Raw genomic sequence first — 17,397 nt, 5'->3', positions numbered from 1 at the left:
TTAAACCATTTAATCATAAGTGTACAAAACAAAGGAAATATGAAATTCTATCACTTTTTTTGCTTCGGAGTTAATCCATGCGCATTGCTTTAATGATTTTCTTAACTGCGCTCTCCTGTCAGGCTGTGAGTCAAGTGCGAGAATTTATTCTGGATAATGGTCTTAAAGTGCTGGTCAGGGAAGATCATAGAGCACCTGTAGCCGTTTCAATGATATGGTACAATGTAGGTTCAGCTGATGAGCCAGGTGGATTAACGGGCGTATCCCATGCTTTGGAACATCTCATGTTCAAAGGGACTTCCCATTATCCTTTGGGTGTTTTTTCGAAAACCATTGCTGCTGTTGGTGGACAGGAAAATGCGTTTACCAACTTTGATTACACTGCTTATTTTGAAAAAGTAGCCGCTTCGAAATTACCTATTGCCTTTGAATTAGAAGCTGATCGCATGCAAAATCTTTTGCTCGATAAAGAAGAATTTGCCAAAGAAATTAAAGTAATTCGCGAAGAACGCCGCTTACGTACTGATGATAATCCGCAAGCGCTTGCTTTTGAGCGCTATCTGGCCGCAGCGCATCTAACTGCCCCCTATCATCACCCTGTCATTGGTTGGATGAGCGATTTACATCAGATGAGTGTAGATGATCTGAAATACTGGTATCAGCGTTTTTATGCGCCTAACAATGCGACTTTGGTGGTGGTCGGCGATGTTGATGCAGAAAAAGTACATCAACTGGCCATTCAATATTTCGGTAAGATAAATAAACGCACTGATTATTTACGGCGTTTGCAAATCGAACCACCCGCGCTCGGTCAAAAATCCGTAGAAGTGTATGCACCAGCCAAATTGCCCTTATTGATGTTTGGCTATACAGTTCCTAGTGCAAAAACGGCCAAAAACAGCTGGGAACCTTATGCCCTTGAATTAATTACCGGTATTTTAGATGCTGGAGATAGTGCAAGATTTTCTAAAAATCTCATCCGCGGTAGCCATGTCGCCAGTGGCGTAGACACTTATTATAATCTCTATGCCAGATATCAGACACAGTTTATTCTTTTTGGTACACCTTCCCAAGCTCATACTGTTAATGAACTTAAAACAGCCATGCTTAAAGAAATTACTCGTTTAAAAGATGAGTTAGTCAGTCCCGAAGAACTAAAACGTATTAAAACACAACTCATTGCACAAAAAACCTTTGAAAAAGATTCCATTTTTGGTCAAGCCATGGAATTAGGCTTGGTGGAAACCATCGGGTTGGGTTGGCAAACAGCAGAAGCCTATGTTGAAAGAATTAATCAGATCACTCCCGAGCAGATACAAGAAGTAGCTCGACATTATTTTAAAGATATTGCAGAAACCGAAACCTTATTAATTCCTATACCGCAAGAGGAACAAGCATGAAACGATCCACTCTCTTCACAACAATTTTAATTTTTTGCTTGTCGCAATCATTACTAGCAGGTTCTTTTAAACTACAAAAATGGCAAACAGCGAATGGGGCACAAGTCGTATTTTATCAAGCACTTGAAGTGCCCATGCTGGATATCCACATTGCTTTTAGAGCAGGCTCAGCCTATGACGGCAAGCATTATGGTTTAAGTGCGTTAACTACAGACTTGCTAAGTCAGGGAAATGCCGGTTTAGATGCTACAGCAGTTGCAGAAAGACTAGCCAATATAGGGGCTCAATACAGTGCCGACAGTAGTCGAGATATGATTGTGTTAAAGTTAAAGACATTAACTACGCAGGAAGCCCTTCAACAAGCTATTGAAACATTTCATTTAATTTTAAACAAGCCCGATTTCCCGCAAAACGCTTTTCATCGAGAGAAGAGTCAGCAATTGCTTGCTATAGCACAAAATCAAGAATCGCCTGATGATGTTGCCAATCTTGTCTTTTTTAAAACATTATATAAAAATCATCCCTATGCACATCCTGTCATAGGCACAGAAGAAAGTGTAAACACTATTGAGCCTCATCATGTACGTGATTTTTACAAGCGATACTTCGTCGGCTCCAATGCAGTGATTGTAATGGTAGGCGCCATTGATGAAAAAAAAGCGCATGAATTGGCAGATAAACTTGTTCAGCAGCTGCCCACAGGACAGGCTGCTCCAAAGGTACCTAAAGCACCACAACTGACTGCTAGTGAAAAAAAAGACATTCCTTTTCCTTCATCACAAACCATTATTCGTTTAGGACAAATTGGCATTGATCATCATTCTCCCGACTATTTCCCACTTACTGTAGGGAATTATATTTTGGGAGGTGGAGCCCTGGTTTCTCGTTTGGCCAACGAAGTTCGTGAAAAACGGGGTTTGACCTATGGTGTAAGCAGTCAATTTATTCCTATGCCGGGAGAGGGGCCTTTCCTAATCAGTCTGGCGACACAAAACAGGCAGGCAACCACCGCATTGAAAATAGCAGAGGATACCTTAGCAACATTTATAGAGAATGGTCCCGAAGAAGCGGAATTAATGGCCGCCAAACAGTACCTCACGGGGAGTTTTCCTTTATCATTAGCCAGTAACAGCAGTATTGCGAGTATGCTTCTTCGTATTGTCTTTTATCATTTACCGGATAACTATTTAGACACTTATGTAGAAAAAATTAATGCAGTCAGCACCTCTCAAATCAAGCAGGCCTTTCAAAAACAAGTTAACCTCAATAACATGCTTGTCGTTTCAGTGGGGAAGCTGTGAAACAAACTGTTCGAATTATTGGCGGAAAGTACCGAGGGAAAAAACTCTATTTTCCAGCCTCAGAAGGATTGCGTCCCACCCCGGATCGAGTTAAGGAAACACTGTTTAACTGGCTAATGCACGACATCCATGGCGCGCATTGTCTTGATGCTTTTGCTGGCAGCGGTGCTCTGGGTTTTGAAGCTTATTCACGCGGTGCCAGTCGTGTTGTGCTGGTTGAGTCTTCACCCGAAGTTTGTGCTAACCTGAAACAAATAGCACCCACTTTTAACCCAACTGCACTTTCTGTGGTGCAATCCGATGCATTCGATTATTTTGCAACAAGCACAGAACGTTTTGATATTATTTTTCTTGACCCACCTTTTGCCAAACAGTATCTTGAAGAATGCCTAAAAATATTAGCACACTCTGATTTACTCGTTCCTGGAGGCTTGGTTTATCTTGAATCAGCTGATAAAATTTCACCTGATTCCACCCATTGGATTGAAAAAAAATCCAAACAAGCAGGACAAGTTATCTATGGCCTTTATGAAAAGAACTAACATCCTGAATCAGGACTTCTTTTCCTTGACAAGGCGTCATGCTCCTGTTTCAATCATTGCAGTACATAATGTTTATAAAGTCAAAAAGATGATCAACAAGCTCGTTGTGTTTATTATTACCGCCATGTTATTAGTCGGATGCCGTGGTGGCGTGATTTACATGAAGCCTCCCTTAAATGCGCCGAGTGATGATGCTACCATTAAACTTGCACAAGCAGCATCGTCTGTCAGTGACTCAATGTTAGAAATGCAACGCGTGGAAAAAGTTATTCTGCCAAAGAATAAAGATAATACGTTAACTATCCCTAATGCTTATAATCTGCAGGCCCGAGCGTCTGTGGATTGGTCAGGCCCTATTGAGGAAGTTACATTACGTATTGCTAAAGCTGCGCATTTTCGTTTACGTGTACTGGGGAAGGAACCCGCTGTTCCTGTTTTAATTAGTCTTAATGCCAAAGATATGAGCTTGGCTGAAATTCTGCGCGATATTGATTACCAGGCAGGAAAGAAAGCGACTATCTATGTTTACCCTAACAGTCAGGTTGTTGAATTGCGCTATGCGAAACTTTATTCTTAGTCTCTTTGTTTTATTTACTCTTTTTTTAACTGCCTGCCATCGCACAGTCATCGTGGCTGATACTGGTTCTCTCGCGGGTTTAAAGGCATTGGCGAATACTAAAAGTGCGAAAACCCGCAGTAAAGCTAGCATTGGTAAAATTCGGGAAATGGCTCTCAAGGAAACTGCATTAAGCCTGGGAGCTCAAGCTGGATTAGCCTGGCGCGCCAAAATTATCGACGAACAGTTAACAAAGCAAGCGCGTAATCTGGATGCTATTTTCGATTTTAATTCATTAGTGCTCGAACATAATATTTTACCTCCTGTATTACTTGAAGGTCGCAATACCTTAAATTTGGCAGACACACAAACCATTCGCATTTCAGATCGTACGTACAAAATTGCCAAGCAAGCCCGCTTTATTACCACACCACCCAATTGGCGACAGTATTTGTGGATGGATTATAGAAAACCTGACTGTCCAAATGTAACCTTATTACCCAAAACCAAGCAAGAAAAGATGCTGTGGTGTCGCTATGTGGAACAGGGCTGGCAAAACGGCATTGAGCAGGCTGGGATTATTCTTGAAGAAAGTGTAGCAAGAATTAAAGAAGACTTTGCCGGAATGATTCTCTATCGCAAGTTATTAGCAATGAATATGGTATCACCTCCTTTTGTTTCGCATACTGATCTGGGCGTTACTGGTGATGGTTCAGAAATTCATATCGATGATAGAGTGCTACGAATAACGGCCTTACCTGCTTTGAATGTTGATAGTAAGGAATGGATAGCAGCCGTTTCAAAAGACGAAGGAGCACTGGAACAGCTCAGAAATATGGAAAAATTGGCACAAAGCACTAAAATTACTATAACCAGTAAGGCATGGCAGCCTGTCATCGCCCCTATTAATGATAAACCTGTTAGTTAAGTATGAGTAGCCATTCTAATATTAATTTGATGCCTGATGAGCCAACGCGTTTTACACCTGTATTTATGGATAAAATGTTAGAGCATGCAGAACGTCTTTCTGCCTCTGACATTACCATTCAAACCGGTGAGCCTATCTTTGCGGAGGTCTACGGTCGACTCTACAAAATTACCAATCGCCGCTTGTCTAATACTGAGTTAGGTGATTTAATTAATGCAATTTATGGTCCTAATGCTACCACGCAGCTATTGTCTGGGAAGGATATTGATACTCACTATGAATTTCGCCCAAATCGTGGTGTGCGCTACCGTTACCGTGTTAATGCCACTTCCTGTTTGGTCGAAGGTCATGACGCTATTCAAATTACATTAAGAACCATTCCTACCACCCCACCTAGGCTGGAAACAATGGGGCTACCTGATAACATTTTGGAGGCCATTGCACCACAAGAGGGCATTGTATTTATCACTGGAGCAACTGGCTCAGGTAAATCAACCTTACTTGCTTCCATTATTCGTGAATTAATTGAAAAAGAAGAATCTCATCGTAAAGTTTTAACTTATGAAGCACCCATCGAATTTGTTTATGATGAAATTGAGACGGTATCAGCGGTCGTAAGTCAATCTGAAATTCCACGTCATTTACCTGATTTCGCAGACGGCGTACGGAATGCCTTGCGTCGAAAACCACGTTTAATTATGGTCGGTGAATGTCGTGATGCAGAAACAATTAGTGCGGCTCTCGAAGCTGCTCTAACAGGACATCCTGTTTATACCACGTTGCACACTTCAGGTGTTGCAGAAACCATGCGGCGATTGGTGACGTCATTTGCAGGTGAAGAGCGATTGGGCCGCACAATTGATATTCTAGAAACCATTCGTCTTTGTATTTGGCAAAAACTTGTTCCTACCGTCGATGGTAAACGCGTGGCTTTACGCGAATATTTGGTGTTTGATGAAGAAGTACGGGATATTTTACTTGAAAGTGATCCTAATGAGGTAACGTCTACTACACGTAAGCTTGTGCGTCAACGTGGGCAGTTGATGACGGTTGATGCGCGGAATAAATTTGAGCAAGGTCTTATAAGTGAGCGAACTTATAAGATAATTATCGCAGGCACAAAAGAATATCAACGCTAATTTTGCAGCGCAATTTTTTATTTTCAATAATGGTGTCTCATTAACTTACGGATTAATACAAAAATTTTTTAAATACAACTGCTATTGCTTTGCCAGGAAACGCCTATACTTGAAGTATATAAACTTTCACTGGCATTATTATGCAATCCAACTATGAAAGGACATTTCAGTATGAGTTAATTCAACAATTAAATCGTTTTTCTGAAAAAAATCATTTAAAAATAACGCTTAATCCTTCCGGCGTTTGTCATGCTCTATCGATCCTTTGGGTTGAGCATGTAAATAATAAGCAATTGGATAAATTCGAAAGATTATTGGAAATATTAAGAGAAGAAAAACCTAAGGAAGACGTTATAAAATGGATTAAAATCATCGATAAATTGCAAGAACCACAAAAATATAATGCTAAGCAATATCCTTGGAAAATTGCAGAACTAACTACCGACAATGTTCTTTACAAAGAAGCCAGTTTTTTCCCGTTAGATGAGCTTTTAAGCACTATCAAAAAATTTGATTTAAAGAATGGCTCAATTATTTTTGGTTATAATGAAAAAAATTCTGAATTTAATTTTGGCCATGCCATTGGCTTATCCCAGAATGAGCAAGATCAATATTTATTTTTTGATCCCAATATTGGTGAAACAATCCGTTGTGACTCTGAGGAAGAGTTGAGGAGACAATTTTTAAACTTACTTCATCAGTCTAATACTAACACAGAAATATTTCCCGCCAGTATCACTTATACATCAAAAGTAATTTCATCCCTCGATCATACACTGGATGAAGAGTTATCCAAAGATAAAGAAGATAGAATAAATCGATATTATGACCGCAAATACAGTAAAAACTCCTTGTTAAGTTGGATTGTTTTCCATGGTGATACTGAAACTGCTGAAACTCTTATTAACAACTATCAATTAAAGGTAGACCTACCTACATTTATCAATGCAGTAGAAAGTCATGTTGATGAATTTTTGGCGGCACATCAAGATGAACTTCTTGAGCTTATGAAACAGTTTTATAAACTTCAAGCAGAACAATATAATCAACAGAAATCCCCTGGCTTTGCTGCTCAGATGCGATTTACAGAACAATTTGGCAAACATTTTAATCCTGAGCAGTTAAAAATCATTAAAGAGCGATTTATTGACATGCTTGAAAAAACAATTGAACATCTAGATAAGCAAGATAAAAAAAATTTACAAAATTTTATTCGAATGAATGAAAAAGGAAACCCCTTTCTTTCTCACCCACGCGAAAAAGACTGGTTCAACAAATTATTTGATACTGACACTATGAGGACCATGAAAAAATTAACCCACTAAGTAATTCTACATCTCACCGTAATTTACTGCCTAATAAATAGCCTACATTGATCAATGAGACTTAATTGCGCAATATATGTGGGATTATAAGCTGGAGTCTATGATGCCTCATATTTATTTTCGTTCCGATAGCCGAACACCAGAGGAAATATTTAAAACGGGATTCATGCCACGAGTAAACTATGAAGACGCCTGGTGGCTTGAAGCCATAAAATATCGCGGGTATAAAAATCATTGTGGTATTGATTATGAAGCCATTGATGCTAATGCGAATGTTTGTATCTGCTTAACAACAAAATTAGAAAGTGCACCTCTATTTCCATTAAATGATGAGGATACCTATATTTATGCAATGATTCTTCCAGAACCTACTCAAATTGACTATGGATCTGACATTAAAAATAAAAATAGTACACCTGATTTACTTAGAACTGCAGACACACCTACTGATGATAAAAATTTAGTCATTGATTTACATAACTTCCAAACGAAACAGGCAAACAACATCCATCATTTTTTTGCCAACCAGAAAGTGGAGCATGAAAATTTAACCACCTTCGCAGCGTGGCCTTTATATGCTTACGAAGCAATTGCTTATCAAGTTCCCGCTTCAGCCATAGTAGCGGCAATTAAATGCTCGCGAAAACCACTTAACAATAAAATAAAAATCAGTTGCGACTATATTGCTGATAGCCCCAAACGCTCATTGGATCGGGATTTTACTTTAGATAAAGACATTTTCCATAACCCCAATTTTTCGGTGGCACACAATTTATGGATTGGAAAAGCACCGTCTCATATAACAAGCCTGGATTTATCCTTAGCAAAAAATAAGGCAGTTCAATTATTTGAAGATGTTGCATCCAAAACATTGGCAACACCCAATATTTATTATGGTTTGGGAGGCAAAACGTTGTAGATTTAAAGGAAGGAAAGATGGAGCACGCGCAGGCTCCATCTTTGCCATTAACTGTCTCCCTTACTTGCCTTGGAATCACCACCATCACTAAGGCTCTTGCCACCAGAAAGACCAACTTGAGGTCCTCCACCCTTGGCAGCATCTACAGCTTTCATATAAGCTTTTTCACCGTAACCAGTTAATGCAGAATCCATTTGCTGAGCTGCCTTCATTGTTCCAGCCTCTCCCTTACCTACTTGAGCTTTGGCTTCTTCACCCCACTGCACGGCTTCTTGACCCACGCTTTCGGGTTGACCACCAATCCAGCGCAATACTTTATCAGGTAGAACAACAATGAGGGTAAATGCTTTCTGGACAACAATTAAATACATTGTGGTATAGATTAAAATCGAGAAGAAGAAACCATAAACCCCAGCCCAACCGGTGTAGCCTTGAGTGGTATTCATTTCTGAGGCTTGCTGAAGAAGATTACTTGCAGAACTGCTGGAACTAAATGTAGCACCACTTGCACTACCTTGAATGAAAGCCATGGCATTTGAAAATCCTGCATTGATTATCCAGACAGAAACATAGGTTAAGGCAATGGCTGCTATGTAGCCGATAATCATCATTGTCGGGCGCAAGAAGACATTCAGTAGAATCATAATCGCTTGTTCACCTTTACCGAAAGCATCATGGCCTTCAGGATGGGTCACTCCCAGTGCAACAATAGGCGCAGCAACCATCGCTTCTATAACTACCATTAACCAGGCAATCGAACCAAAGGTAAAAATCATATAAGGCAAAAATGGTATATAGTAGGCAGTCACAAAGCCAATACTTAACATGACTGCCATCCATGCAAACAGCAGCGGGAACATCATGGAGATAAGCGCAAAGATAAAAATACCAAAGATTGGAATTAAAGAAGTTACAATGGATATCGTCAGCAATGTGAACCACAGTTCATTTGCAAAATTTATATAGTTTACTCCCATATTTGCCAGAGCAATAACCGGATTGACTGAGGGCTGCTCTATAATGGCCACCCCTGATTTAAAAATCACACTCATCCCTAGCAATGGTATGGAAAGAAAAGACATCACAACCATGTTAATCACTTGGGCAACAGTATTTAAGAAGAAGTTGAATATATTTTTTATAATCAAATTATAAAAAATATTTCCCATTAACCGACCTATACATAACCCCATGATACTTCCACATGGAAAACTTTGATCCGGTAATCTAAATTGCGTAAAGTTAAAACTAAAATTAAACTTCATATTGAAGTCAGGCGGTGTTTGACCTGGCTGTTCGGCCAAATTAACCATGAGGGAATTTACAATAAAACCGTAGGCTGTAGAAGAATAAGCTCCTGTTTCTGCCTGGGCCGTAGTGGAAGTACCCTTCACTATATCGCTAATGCCTCCACCTGCAGGTAGAGAAGGTTTGGGGCTAGTCGAAGACACATTGGAGCCATCAATTAATCCAATGACTTGATCCACAACTGTTGTGTCACCATTCACCCATTCACAGAGAACACCATAAGGAGGCCCTCCGCACTGTCCACCCTGAGCAAAGGCACTTTGTAAATTTTGTGTGGAAAATTCAGTCTGGTCCATACCAGTATCAGAATCACTCGTTGCAGATGCTGTTGCCATATTGGCTGCAGAATTTAATTTAGCCAAATCAAAAAAATAACTACCTGCTAAAATCCACCCATAATTATTGGCATCAGTAATAAACTTACGCTCTGAAGCTGCATCACTTCCCTTTTTAGCTTCTGCGACCAGATTTAATGCCGGTAGCATAATGCCATTGTAATCCGCCACGGCACCTTGAAACTCGGTACCATTAAAAAGTGGAGCAGAATCATTGGTGCTGGTAGGATCAGCCCCCCAGTTCTTACAAGCACCGGCTTTAACATCCGTTTCTGAACATACACTTTGACCGGTGGCATTCAATGGAACACCAAATTGTTGTACTGCATTCGCCGAAAAATTAATATTTAGAGGAGTAATATTATTATTGTTATTGTTATTGGCGGGTGGATTTAATAAAGGATCATTATTAACCATAATTTGCGCCACCATCGCAAGATCAGTGTACATCTGCTGAATAGCAATTGCTCGCGAGAATTGAGTGGTTTGTAATTCACTCTTGGAAATAACTACACCAGAAGAATTATTCGGATCAGTAAGAGTATTCGCTCCGGAAAATAGATTCCAGGAAATCGAACCGCAAATGCCATTTAGTGCAGAATAGGGCGCATCCGTAAAATTAGGCATGGGAACTTTAAAGTTGGGACTGTCTATACTGGGGGCTGTACTATTTTGCACAGAAACTACATTGACAGTACTTAAAAAATCCGGAACTGGCGTATTACAAAAAGTCTGCATCGTTTGCGAAGGCGTACCAGCACATGGCCCTGAGCCATTCTGTTTACTATTGAGGTAACTTTGACGTTGATTTTCCAGAGCAGCCTGTAAGCCCAACATACATACCTGGCCAGAAAGAATTTTACCAGCAGCGGTTGCAATTTCATTAGAGCCCGCTTGTATTGACGTGGAGGGATTCATTTGGGTTTGAATAATAAGACCACCACGATTTAAATAACTCAATGCTGCTTGCCAAACCTTATCGGCAGCCCCTACTCCCTGCACGACAATCCACATCACAAATATTTGCATTAAGCAATAACCTGAGCCTTTGGGTATTAGTAATGCAAAACCAAGAGTAGCACGCATGGGCACCCAAATGGATGACCATTTTTGACCAAGCATTTGTCCTTCATGCGCTGTATTCATGGTAGACACTAATAAGGTGTACATGATGATGATGCCGCCTAAAGCGAGTACGGCTGAGTTAAATACACCAAACATGGTACCCATAATCTGACTACCAGTGCCATGTAACACACCATCCACAACACCAAAAATATTCCCAAGAAATATTACTGAATAATCCTGTGGTGGCGGAGAAAAATTAAAATAGGGGTTATTAAAAGACCCATCAGAAGCAAGAGCCAAAGCCGGAACTACAAGGCCCAGCAATATCAATACAATTCTATTCATCGCTTATCACCTTTCAGGCCCTCTCTGTACCACTCACTGAATGAACAGCCCAGTTTTCGTTCTTTTATCTGGAAATACCAAAAGTGGTAACGAAACGCTAAGACCAGAGCAACTAACACTAAAACCAAACTAACAACCACTGCTCGATAGCTACCATAGTACAAATGGTAAATTGAATAGGAAAAAATACCCACTGCAGCTAAACACATTAGCACGCTTAAACGGTACAGGGCCTTTTTTTTAGCCTGTAGTTCCTGCTCGCTTAAATTCATTCTAGCAACTGCAGCTTCAAATGACTCACCCTTTTCTGTCTGCTGTTGCGGGATAAACAGTTTTTGAAAACCAGCTGCTAAATAGGACGTAAATGCTCTGACTCGATCAAAATCAATCCATGCACGGACATTAAAAATACGTTTAATAATGCCCACCAATCGGGTGCTTCTTTTGATTTTCATAAATTTTACTTTTCGATAATGGACTTTTACTCTTCATACTATACTATAGTAGTTAGATAAAGCGCAGTCCATTCACGAAGTTATACCGTAAAAAAAGAGTAAAAAATGCCCGATCTCAGTCATGAAGAATCTTCTAAATATTGGTTTGAATACGTTGACCCAATGATCTACCGGGTTATTACGTTTATGGAAAGTGTAGAAGACTGGACTCTGGATGGAAACCCAGATTTGGAAGAAGCAATTAATCGCTTAGGTAAAGAATTGGATGATATTGAAAAAATTGACATGAGCACACTTGCTCAGGAAGATATTTTCATTCGCATCGTAGGTAATATTAAGTCAGGAAGAGGCCTTCGTCTTTTACAGGCAATCGATACGGTTCATCCTGGTAGTGCTTCGAGAATCTTAATTCATGCAGAAGAAACAAGTACAGGCAGCCATGATCCTGCCGGTTTTTTTCTGAAGCGAAATATTGTCTTTGAGCGTTTGCGTTTGCTTGCTCGTGTTTTTTCTGAGTATCGTTTAAAACTTGTAGCTCGTGCTCTTGAAGGGGAAGAATAAATGAAATTACTTAGTCGTCGCGTTGCTTTATCAAGTGTTTTACTGTTTACTGCTGCAACTTCATCCAGCGTTGCTTCGGTAAATAGTGTTAATCCTTTAGACCCTATTAACAATACGATGAATCAGATCTCCAAGTATTTGCTTAATCTGGGACAATACTTAGGTTATAACATCGAAAATCCGCCTTCATCTACTCTGAATGATACCATGCTTCAGATAACCGGCTCTGCACTGCAGACGATATTGCTACCAACAGTAAAAACGCTCTATGGAGCACTTCCCGTAAATACCGCAGGAATTAGTGCTGTAACATCGAGTGAAACTGCACCACCTTATTTTGTTCCGAGCAATAACCCTCTATCGCTATTAAATGTTTCTGGTAACAGTACTTTCCTCACCTCTCGCTTTTCCGAGCCTTCCACGAATATTTCAATTTCTCCATTGATGGATCAACCAACGAGTTCAGCTGCTGGTGCAGGCCAAGTACAGTATCAATACCAAAATGATCCGGTAAGCCAGGCTCTCGCTAACATTTTAATGACACCAGATTACAGTTTTTGCCTGGACAATGCTGGCCAAAATTGGGTGGGATGTGACACGAATCAGGCTGGGTTGAATGAAGGCCAAGTTATGCAAAATGTAATTGGAACAATACCTGGAACAGCAGATTTTTATAAAGGTGCTTTTAATTTACCTGCCATCATGCAGCTTAACAGTAATAGTCTAATAGCTCCATTAATGTACACAACACAGGCTACCAACCAACCTGCAACGCAGGTAGTGAATACAGGAACAACCCAGCCATCGCCAACCACAGGTCCTTTAGTTGCCCAAAACCCTGCTCAACAAGCTATTAATTTTATTCGTTATGCTACATCAGCCGTAACCCCAGTGCCCTTAGCCAGTCGTAACTTTTATGACAAATTGTATCAACAATACATCGATCCAAAGGGTTCAACATTATCTAAATTTCAAGCAGGTTATGCATTGACCAACTACCTTTTAAATCTTAGAGTTTTTGCCGCACAAACCTCCGTAGGAATTAGTAACCTCTACTATATTTTGTCAAAAAGAATGCAACAACCTGTCGTTAATACTTCGGGTGAAGCGCAGCTTCCCCCCACTAGCCAATCGTTAAGTGAATATCAAATGGCGACCTGGCGGCTTTTTGACCCGAGGCAGGCTAATAATAACAACCAGGGAAGTATGGGGAATACTGAATGGTTAGCCGGGCTTGATACCGCTTCAGCCGCAACCGTACAGAAAGAAATTGCTATTTTACTTGCTGAAATTAATTATCAATTGTACCTGAATCGTCAACAAGAAGAACGTATCTTATTAACGAACAGCGTTTTGTTGCTACAAAACTCAAAAATTCTGGAATTGAATGGATTTTTACGTGCGTCCAGCGATACATCTAATTCCAGTGCGGCTCAATAACCGTTCACTAGTCTTATCCCCCTTGCCATACTGCGGCTTCATGCGCGGTATGGCAAGGGATTACAAACTTCTATTTTCAACTCCTGCCACCGCGACATCGTCACTTAAAGCATTTTCTTCGTCAAAGAGCGAGATTTTATCTGCTGAGGATCCTTCGCTTTGTTCAGGGTGACGGTAATTGGTGCAAGATAAATCGTGTGAAACTAATTCAAGATGGTATGATCCTTGTCCTGTACCCTGCTAAAAATTCTTTTAAATGTCGGTCTTTTATGAAAGAATAAAAAAAATAGCCGTTTTGCCTTTTTATTCTCTTCACCCTACTTAAACTGCGAATAACAGTTAAACTGCGAATAACAGGTTTCAGTGCATTCGCTATAAGGAAAAAGCAATGCTAAAACGTGATATTTCTCGAACCAATGTATTAATCGCTGCGGCTGGAGGTATGGTCGGCTCCGGTTGGCTATTTAGTCCTTTTATCAGTGCTCAAATGGCGGGAAGTAATGCTCTAGTTAGTTGGATTATTGCTGCCTTGTTTATGTTATTTATTGCTTTGCCATTATGCGAATTAGGCGCCATGTTTCCTATTTCCGGTGGCATGACCAATTACCCCAGTTTTACCCATGGAAAGGATGTTGGTTTTTTATTTGCCTGGACGTCCTGGCTATCTTATGTGGTAATGACTCCTATTGAAATTCAAGCTATTTTACAATATTCCAGTCATTTTTTTCCATCACTCGTTGTTAAGGGTGCAGAATCCTTTAGCTTATCCGGGATAGGTTATGTAGTAGCCATGGGTATAATGCTGTTTGTGGTTCTTTTAAACTCTTATGGAATCAAATTATTGGCAGAGTGTAATAAATTTGCAAGCATCATAAAATTTTTGGTCCCGGGTCTAGCCATTGTTGCCTTACTTTCAAGTGCCCCTTCTATGAGCAATATTAATCTACAGCTAACCACCAAGGAGGCCTGGATACAGATTTTTACTGCGCTTTCAGCAGGCGGTATTGCATTTGCATTTACCGGTTTTCAAAATGGCTTAATGCTTGCTGGTGAAGTGCAAAATCCTCAACGTAATATTCCTATTGCCATTGTTGGCGCTGTATTAGTGGGGTTTGTGCTTTATTTCATGCTGCAGCTTAGTTTCCTAGCTGCTATCCCCAAATCCTATTTAAAGGAGGGATGGCATAATCTTAGTTTTCCTGGCGACAGTGGTCCTCTAGTCGGCTTAACACTACTTTTAGGGCTGGGCTTGGTAGCTATGCTTCTGATGTTTGATGCAGCCTTTTCCCCTTTTGGCACCACTTTAGTTTATACTGCCGCTACCTCACGCATTTTATATGGTATGTCACAAAACAAACACCTCCCAGAATTTTTTTTAAAGCTCAACAAACATAAAATTCCCTATGTGACTTTGTATGCGAATTTTCTAGTGGGTATTTTATCATTCCTTCCTTTCCCTGGCTGGCAAAAAATGGTGGCCTTCCTGTCTTCCTGTAGTATTTTATCTTATGGGATTGGTCCTATTTGTCTATTGGCAATGCGCCAACTTCAACCCTCGCGGGAGAGGCCTTTTAAACTCCATGGAAGCATGTTTTTTTCTCATATAGCTTTCTACATATGCAATTTAATGTTGTATTGGTGTGGATTTGATATTTTATGGAAATTAAGTTTAGCCTTATTGATTGGCTTTATTATTAATTTAGCTTATCAAAAACGACAATTAAGTGATTGCAGCCCCAGTCTTTATTGGTTTGCTTTTTACATGGCAGCGATGTTAACTGTCTCTTATTTTGGTTCTTTTGGAGGAACAGGCGTTTTACAATTTCCTTTAGACAGTTTATTAATACTCCCACTCAGTATTTTTATTCTACAGATGTCTCAACACGTTCTCATTGATAGTAATGTGCATGAGCAATTAACTGCGAATATAGAATCTGCATAATACAGGATACTGAGACAGACCCGCGGACAAGGACAAGCCGCGGGTGTAGGCAGAGATGTAATCAGGACAGAAATAGTCATGCCGAATGAGGAGATTGCGCAAGCCAATGACGAGCAATATCAATGCGCCGCGCTATCCAAATATCGGGAAACTGCTTCAGATAATCAATAAATTGTTTTACTGCCATACTACGCCCCGGATGTCCACTTATCCGAGAATGCAAACCGATAGTCATCATCGCTGCTCTTTGTTCCGCATAAAGATAGTCCAGTGTATTTTTTAAATGAAGAAAAAACTCATTGCCGTAACTAAACCCAGGAGATGTACTGAAGCGAAAGTCATTACAATCAAGCGTATAGGGAACGATTAAATGATTTCCTTCAAAATAGGGTAAATCATCAGCGTAACTATCTGAATCATAAATAAAACCTCCAATCTCAAGCAATAAATTTCTGGTATTCTCGCTACGTCGGCCAGAATACCATCCTTCAACGGTCTTCCCAGTCAATTTTTTTATGGTGTGGCAACAGTTTCTAATATGCTCTTTTTCTTCTTCTTTAGAAATTAGTGCATAATCTATCCATCGCCATCCATGCCCTGCAAGCTCATGCGATGATTTTTTCAGATAACTACTTAATTCAGGATTTAAGGTTAAAGCCAAACCCGTCATGAAGAAGGTTAAAGGAATATTTTCTGAATCAAATAAGCGAATTAATCGCCATACACCAGTACGACTGCCATACTCAAACAAGGATTCCATGCTGCGATTACGCATACCAGCTGGTTTTTTAGCCAGCGTAAATTCCCCACCATACTCTTCTGCAAATTTATCCCCATTGACAGGAGAAAGCTCCGCTCCTTCCTCATAATTAAGAACAAAATTAACTGCAATTTTCGCATGATTTGGCCAGAAAATTTGCAGAGGATTAGCCCCATAACCCACCATTTGTCGGTGCATAATCATCCCAGTTCAAAAGTAGTAATGCCATAAATTTGCTCAATGGGTAAACGCGGCTCACCCTTTAAATACATTCTTGCTGTTGCGAATACTTTGTTTAATTGATAGCGTTTCACTAAGGCTTTAGCATGAGGATTATTTTCAGGAATATCCAAATAAAATGCTTTACCCTGCGCATGAAAGACTAAGTTTAAAAATAATTCTTCTGCAATTTCTGGTGAATCAGCAAACAGCGGCCCGACTTTAAAACCGCTTCGACATGCCCTTATGACCCCATAACCTAAAAGCCTGCCAGAACTAACATAGCCAAGGCTTGCGCCTTCTGGTTGGTTAATCCAGCATTTTAAAAAAGTGGCACGCAAAGCGGGGAAATGCAAGCGGTCATAGGCAAGTAGCTGAGCAAAATCAACTGCTGCCAATGGAACGATCGCAGGATTATGTTTCTCAAGTGAAGAATAAGAAATTCCCGTATAGCGGCTGTTGGTATGGGCAATTTTATAACCAAGGTTGGCATATTTATCGGTCATATTAATCACACCGTCCAAACCAGCATTACGGTCTCCAATATAGGCCAAACGAGCCTTGGTTAATGCCAAGCCGTACCCTTTCCCGCGAAATGCTTTATCCACAATGTAAAAACCACAAAAGGCAAAATGTTCGTCATAAATGACGGCTGAACCAATAGCAATAATTTTGCCATCCAATTTTCCAACAAAAAACCCTTGCGGATCCGTTTGATAAAAACAGCTTGCATCATGCAGTCCTGGATTCCATCCCTCTTTGGCTGCCCACTCTATAGCATAGCCTACTTCAGTCGGAGACATGTGTCCTACTGTATAGTTAACCATGATGAGCTCCCTAAGCTTAATCTCCAT

General features: G+C 40.2%; 15 protein-coding genes. 11 read left to right on the top strand and 4 right to left on the bottom strand.

Annotation, left to right across the window (positions count from 1 at the left end; all coding sequences use genetic code 11):
• The first annotated feature begins 77 nt into the window (after positions 1–77).
• The 8 genes from clem_RS02655 to clem_RS15030 all read left to right on the top strand — a co-directional run bounded on the left by clem_RS02655 (position 78) and on the right by clem_RS15030 (position 8,110).
• Positions 78–1,400 (top strand): M16 family metallopeptidase, encoded by a 1,323-nt coding sequence (locus clem_RS02655; protein ID WP_094090198.1) that lies wholly within the window; start codon positions 78–80, stop codon positions 1,398–1,400.
• Entirely contained in the window at positions 1,397–2,701 is a 1,305-nt protein-coding gene (locus clem_RS02650) for a M16 family metallopeptidase (protein ID WP_094090197.1), read from the top strand. The genes clem_RS02655 and clem_RS02650 overlap by 4 nt, the downstream gene beginning before the upstream one ends.
• Positions 2,698–3,243, top strand: coding sequence for a 16S rRNA (guanine(966)-N(2))-methyltransferase RsmD (gene rsmD, locus clem_RS02645; protein ID WP_094090196.1), 546 nt, complete (start codon positions 2,698–2,700; stop codon positions 3,241–3,243). The genes clem_RS02650 and rsmD overlap by 4 nt, the downstream gene beginning before the upstream one ends.
• Positions 3,230–3,820, top strand: coding sequence for a type IVB secretion system lipoprotein DotD (dotD, locus tag clem_RS02640; RefSeq protein ID WP_232505532.1), 591 nt, complete (start codon positions 3,230–3,232; stop codon positions 3,818–3,820). Before rsmD ends, dotD begins: the two co-directional genes overlap by 14 nt.
• Complete coding sequence (locus tag clem_RS02635; RefSeq protein ID WP_094090195.1) at positions 3,801–4,727, top strand: type IV secretion system DotC family protein; 927 nt, start codon at positions 3,801–3,803, stop codon at positions 4,725–4,727. Before dotD ends, clem_RS02635 begins: the two co-directional genes overlap by 20 nt.
• 29 nt (positions 4,728–4,756) lie before the next feature.
• Entirely contained in the window at positions 4,757–5,866 is a 1,110-nt protein-coding gene (gene dotB / locus clem_RS02630; RefSeq protein WP_198333240.1) for a Dot/Icm type IV secretion system ATPase DotB, read from the top strand.
• Between the two features lie 140 nt (positions 5,867–6,006).
• Entirely contained in the window at positions 6,007–7,191 is a 1,185-nt protein-coding gene (locus tag clem_RS02625) for a YopT-type cysteine protease domain-containing protein (RefSeq protein ID WP_094090193.1), read from the top strand.
• A 100-nt stretch (positions 7,192–7,291) separates the two neighbouring features.
• Positions 7,292–8,110 (top strand): hypothetical protein, encoded by an 819-nt coding sequence (locus clem_RS15030; protein WP_232505531.1) that lies wholly within the window; start codon positions 7,292–7,294, stop codon positions 8,108–8,110.
• Positions 8,111–8,157: 47 nt separating this feature from the next.
• Here clem_RS15030 and dotA read toward each other — a convergent pair whose 3' ends face one another.
• Positions 8,158–11,166, bottom strand: coding sequence for a type IVB secretion system protein DotA (dotA, locus tag clem_RS02620; protein ID WP_232505530.1), 3,009 nt, complete (start codon positions 11,164–11,166; stop codon positions 8,158–8,160).
• Positions 11,163–11,621, bottom strand: coding sequence for a type IVB secretion system protein IcmV (gene icmV / locus clem_RS02615; RefSeq protein WP_094090192.1), 459 nt, complete (start codon positions 11,619–11,621; stop codon positions 11,163–11,165). The genes dotA and icmV overlap by 4 nt, the downstream gene beginning before the upstream one ends.
• 105 nt (positions 11,622–11,726) lie before the next feature.
• Between icmV and icmW the strand changes: the two genes are divergently transcribed.
• The 3 genes from icmW (at position 11,727) to clem_RS02600 (ending at position 15,564) form a co-directional block, all read left to right on the top strand.
• Positions 11,727–12,182, top strand: a complete 456-nt coding sequence (gene icmW / locus clem_RS02610) for a type IVB secretion system protein IcmW (RefSeq protein ID WP_094090191.1) — start codon at positions 11,727–11,729, stop codon at positions 12,180–12,182.
• A complete protein-coding gene (icmX, locus tag clem_RS02605; RefSeq protein ID WP_094090190.1) occupies positions 12,183–13,622 on the top strand; it encodes a type IVB secretion system protein IcmX in 1,440 nt (479 codons plus the stop codon).
• A gap of 388 nt (positions 13,623–14,010) precedes the next feature.
• On the top strand, positions 14,011–15,564 hold the full coding sequence (locus clem_RS02600; RefSeq protein WP_094090189.1) for an APC family permease: 1,554 nt from the start codon (positions 14,011–14,013) through the stop codon (positions 15,562–15,564).
• Between the two features lie 76 nt (positions 15,565–15,640).
• Here clem_RS02600 and clem_RS02595 read toward each other — a convergent pair whose 3' ends face one another.
• Both clem_RS02595 and clem_RS02590 read right to left on the bottom strand, forming a co-directional pair.
• The gene (locus clem_RS02595; RefSeq protein WP_094092248.1) at positions 15,641–16,522 is read right to left on the bottom strand and encodes a polysaccharide deacetylase family protein; all 882 of its coding nucleotides are present in this window, start codon (positions 16,520–16,522) and stop codon (positions 15,641–15,643) included.
• 2 nt (positions 16,523–16,524) lie between these two features.
• Positions 16,525–17,373, bottom strand: a complete 849-nt coding sequence (locus clem_RS02590; protein WP_198333238.1) for a GNAT family N-acetyltransferase — start codon at positions 17,371–17,373, stop codon at positions 16,525–16,527.
• Positions 17,374–17,397 lie beyond the last annotated feature (24 nt).

The organism is Legionella clemsonensis, assembly GCF_002240035.1.
Lineage (GTDB): Bacteria > Pseudomonadota > Gammaproteobacteria > Legionellales > Legionellaceae > Tatlockia > Tatlockia clemsonensis.
The sequence above is the reverse complement of the archived record's forward strand: the minus strand, read 5'-3'. Positions and strand labels throughout refer to the sequence as shown.

Coding starts and splice junctions, on each gene's coding strand:
- clem_RS02650 (WP_094090197.1), top strand. CDS start 1,397: ATGAAACGATCCACTCTCTTCACAACAATTTTAATTTTTTGCTTGTCG.
- clem_RS15030 (WP_232505531.1), top strand. CDS start 7,292: ATGATGCCTCATATTTATTTTCGTTCCGATAGCCGAACACCAGAGGAA.
- icmX (WP_094090190.1), top strand. CDS start 12,183: ATGAAATTACTTAGTCGTCGCGTTGCTTTATCAAGTGTTTTACTGTTT.
- clem_RS02600 (WP_094090189.1), top strand. CDS start 14,011: ATGCTAAAACGTGATATTTCTCGAACCAATGTATTAATCGCTGCGGCT.
- clem_RS02625 (WP_094090193.1), top strand. CDS start 6,007: ATGCAATCCAACTATGAAAGGACATTTCAGTATGAGTTAATTCAACAA.
- dotA (WP_232505530.1), bottom strand. CDS start 11,166: ATGAATAGAATTGTATTGATATTGCTGGGCCTTGTAGTTCCGGCTTTG.
- dotD (WP_232505532.1), top strand. CDS start 3,230: ATGAAAAGAACTAACATCCTGAATCAGGACTTCTTTTCCTTGACAAGG.
- clem_RS02595 (WP_094092248.1), bottom strand. CDS start 16,522: ATGCACCGACAAATGGTGGGTTATGGGGCTAATCCTCTGCAAATTTTC.
- icmW (WP_094090191.1), top strand. CDS start 11,727: ATGCCCGATCTCAGTCATGAAGAATCTTCTAAATATTGGTTTGAATAC.
- clem_RS02655 (WP_094090198.1), top strand. CDS start 78: ATGCGCATTGCTTTAATGATTTTCTTAACTGCGCTCTCCTGTCAGGCT.
- clem_RS02635 (WP_094090195.1), top strand. CDS start 3,801: ATGCGAAACTTTATTCTTAGTCTCTTTGTTTTATTTACTCTTTTTTTA.
- dotB (WP_198333240.1), top strand. CDS start 4,757: ATGCCTGATGAGCCAACGCGTTTTACACCTGTATTTATGGATAAAATG.
- icmV (WP_094090192.1), bottom strand. CDS start 11,621: ATGAAAATCAAAAGAAGCACCCGATTGGTGGGCATTATTAAACGTATT.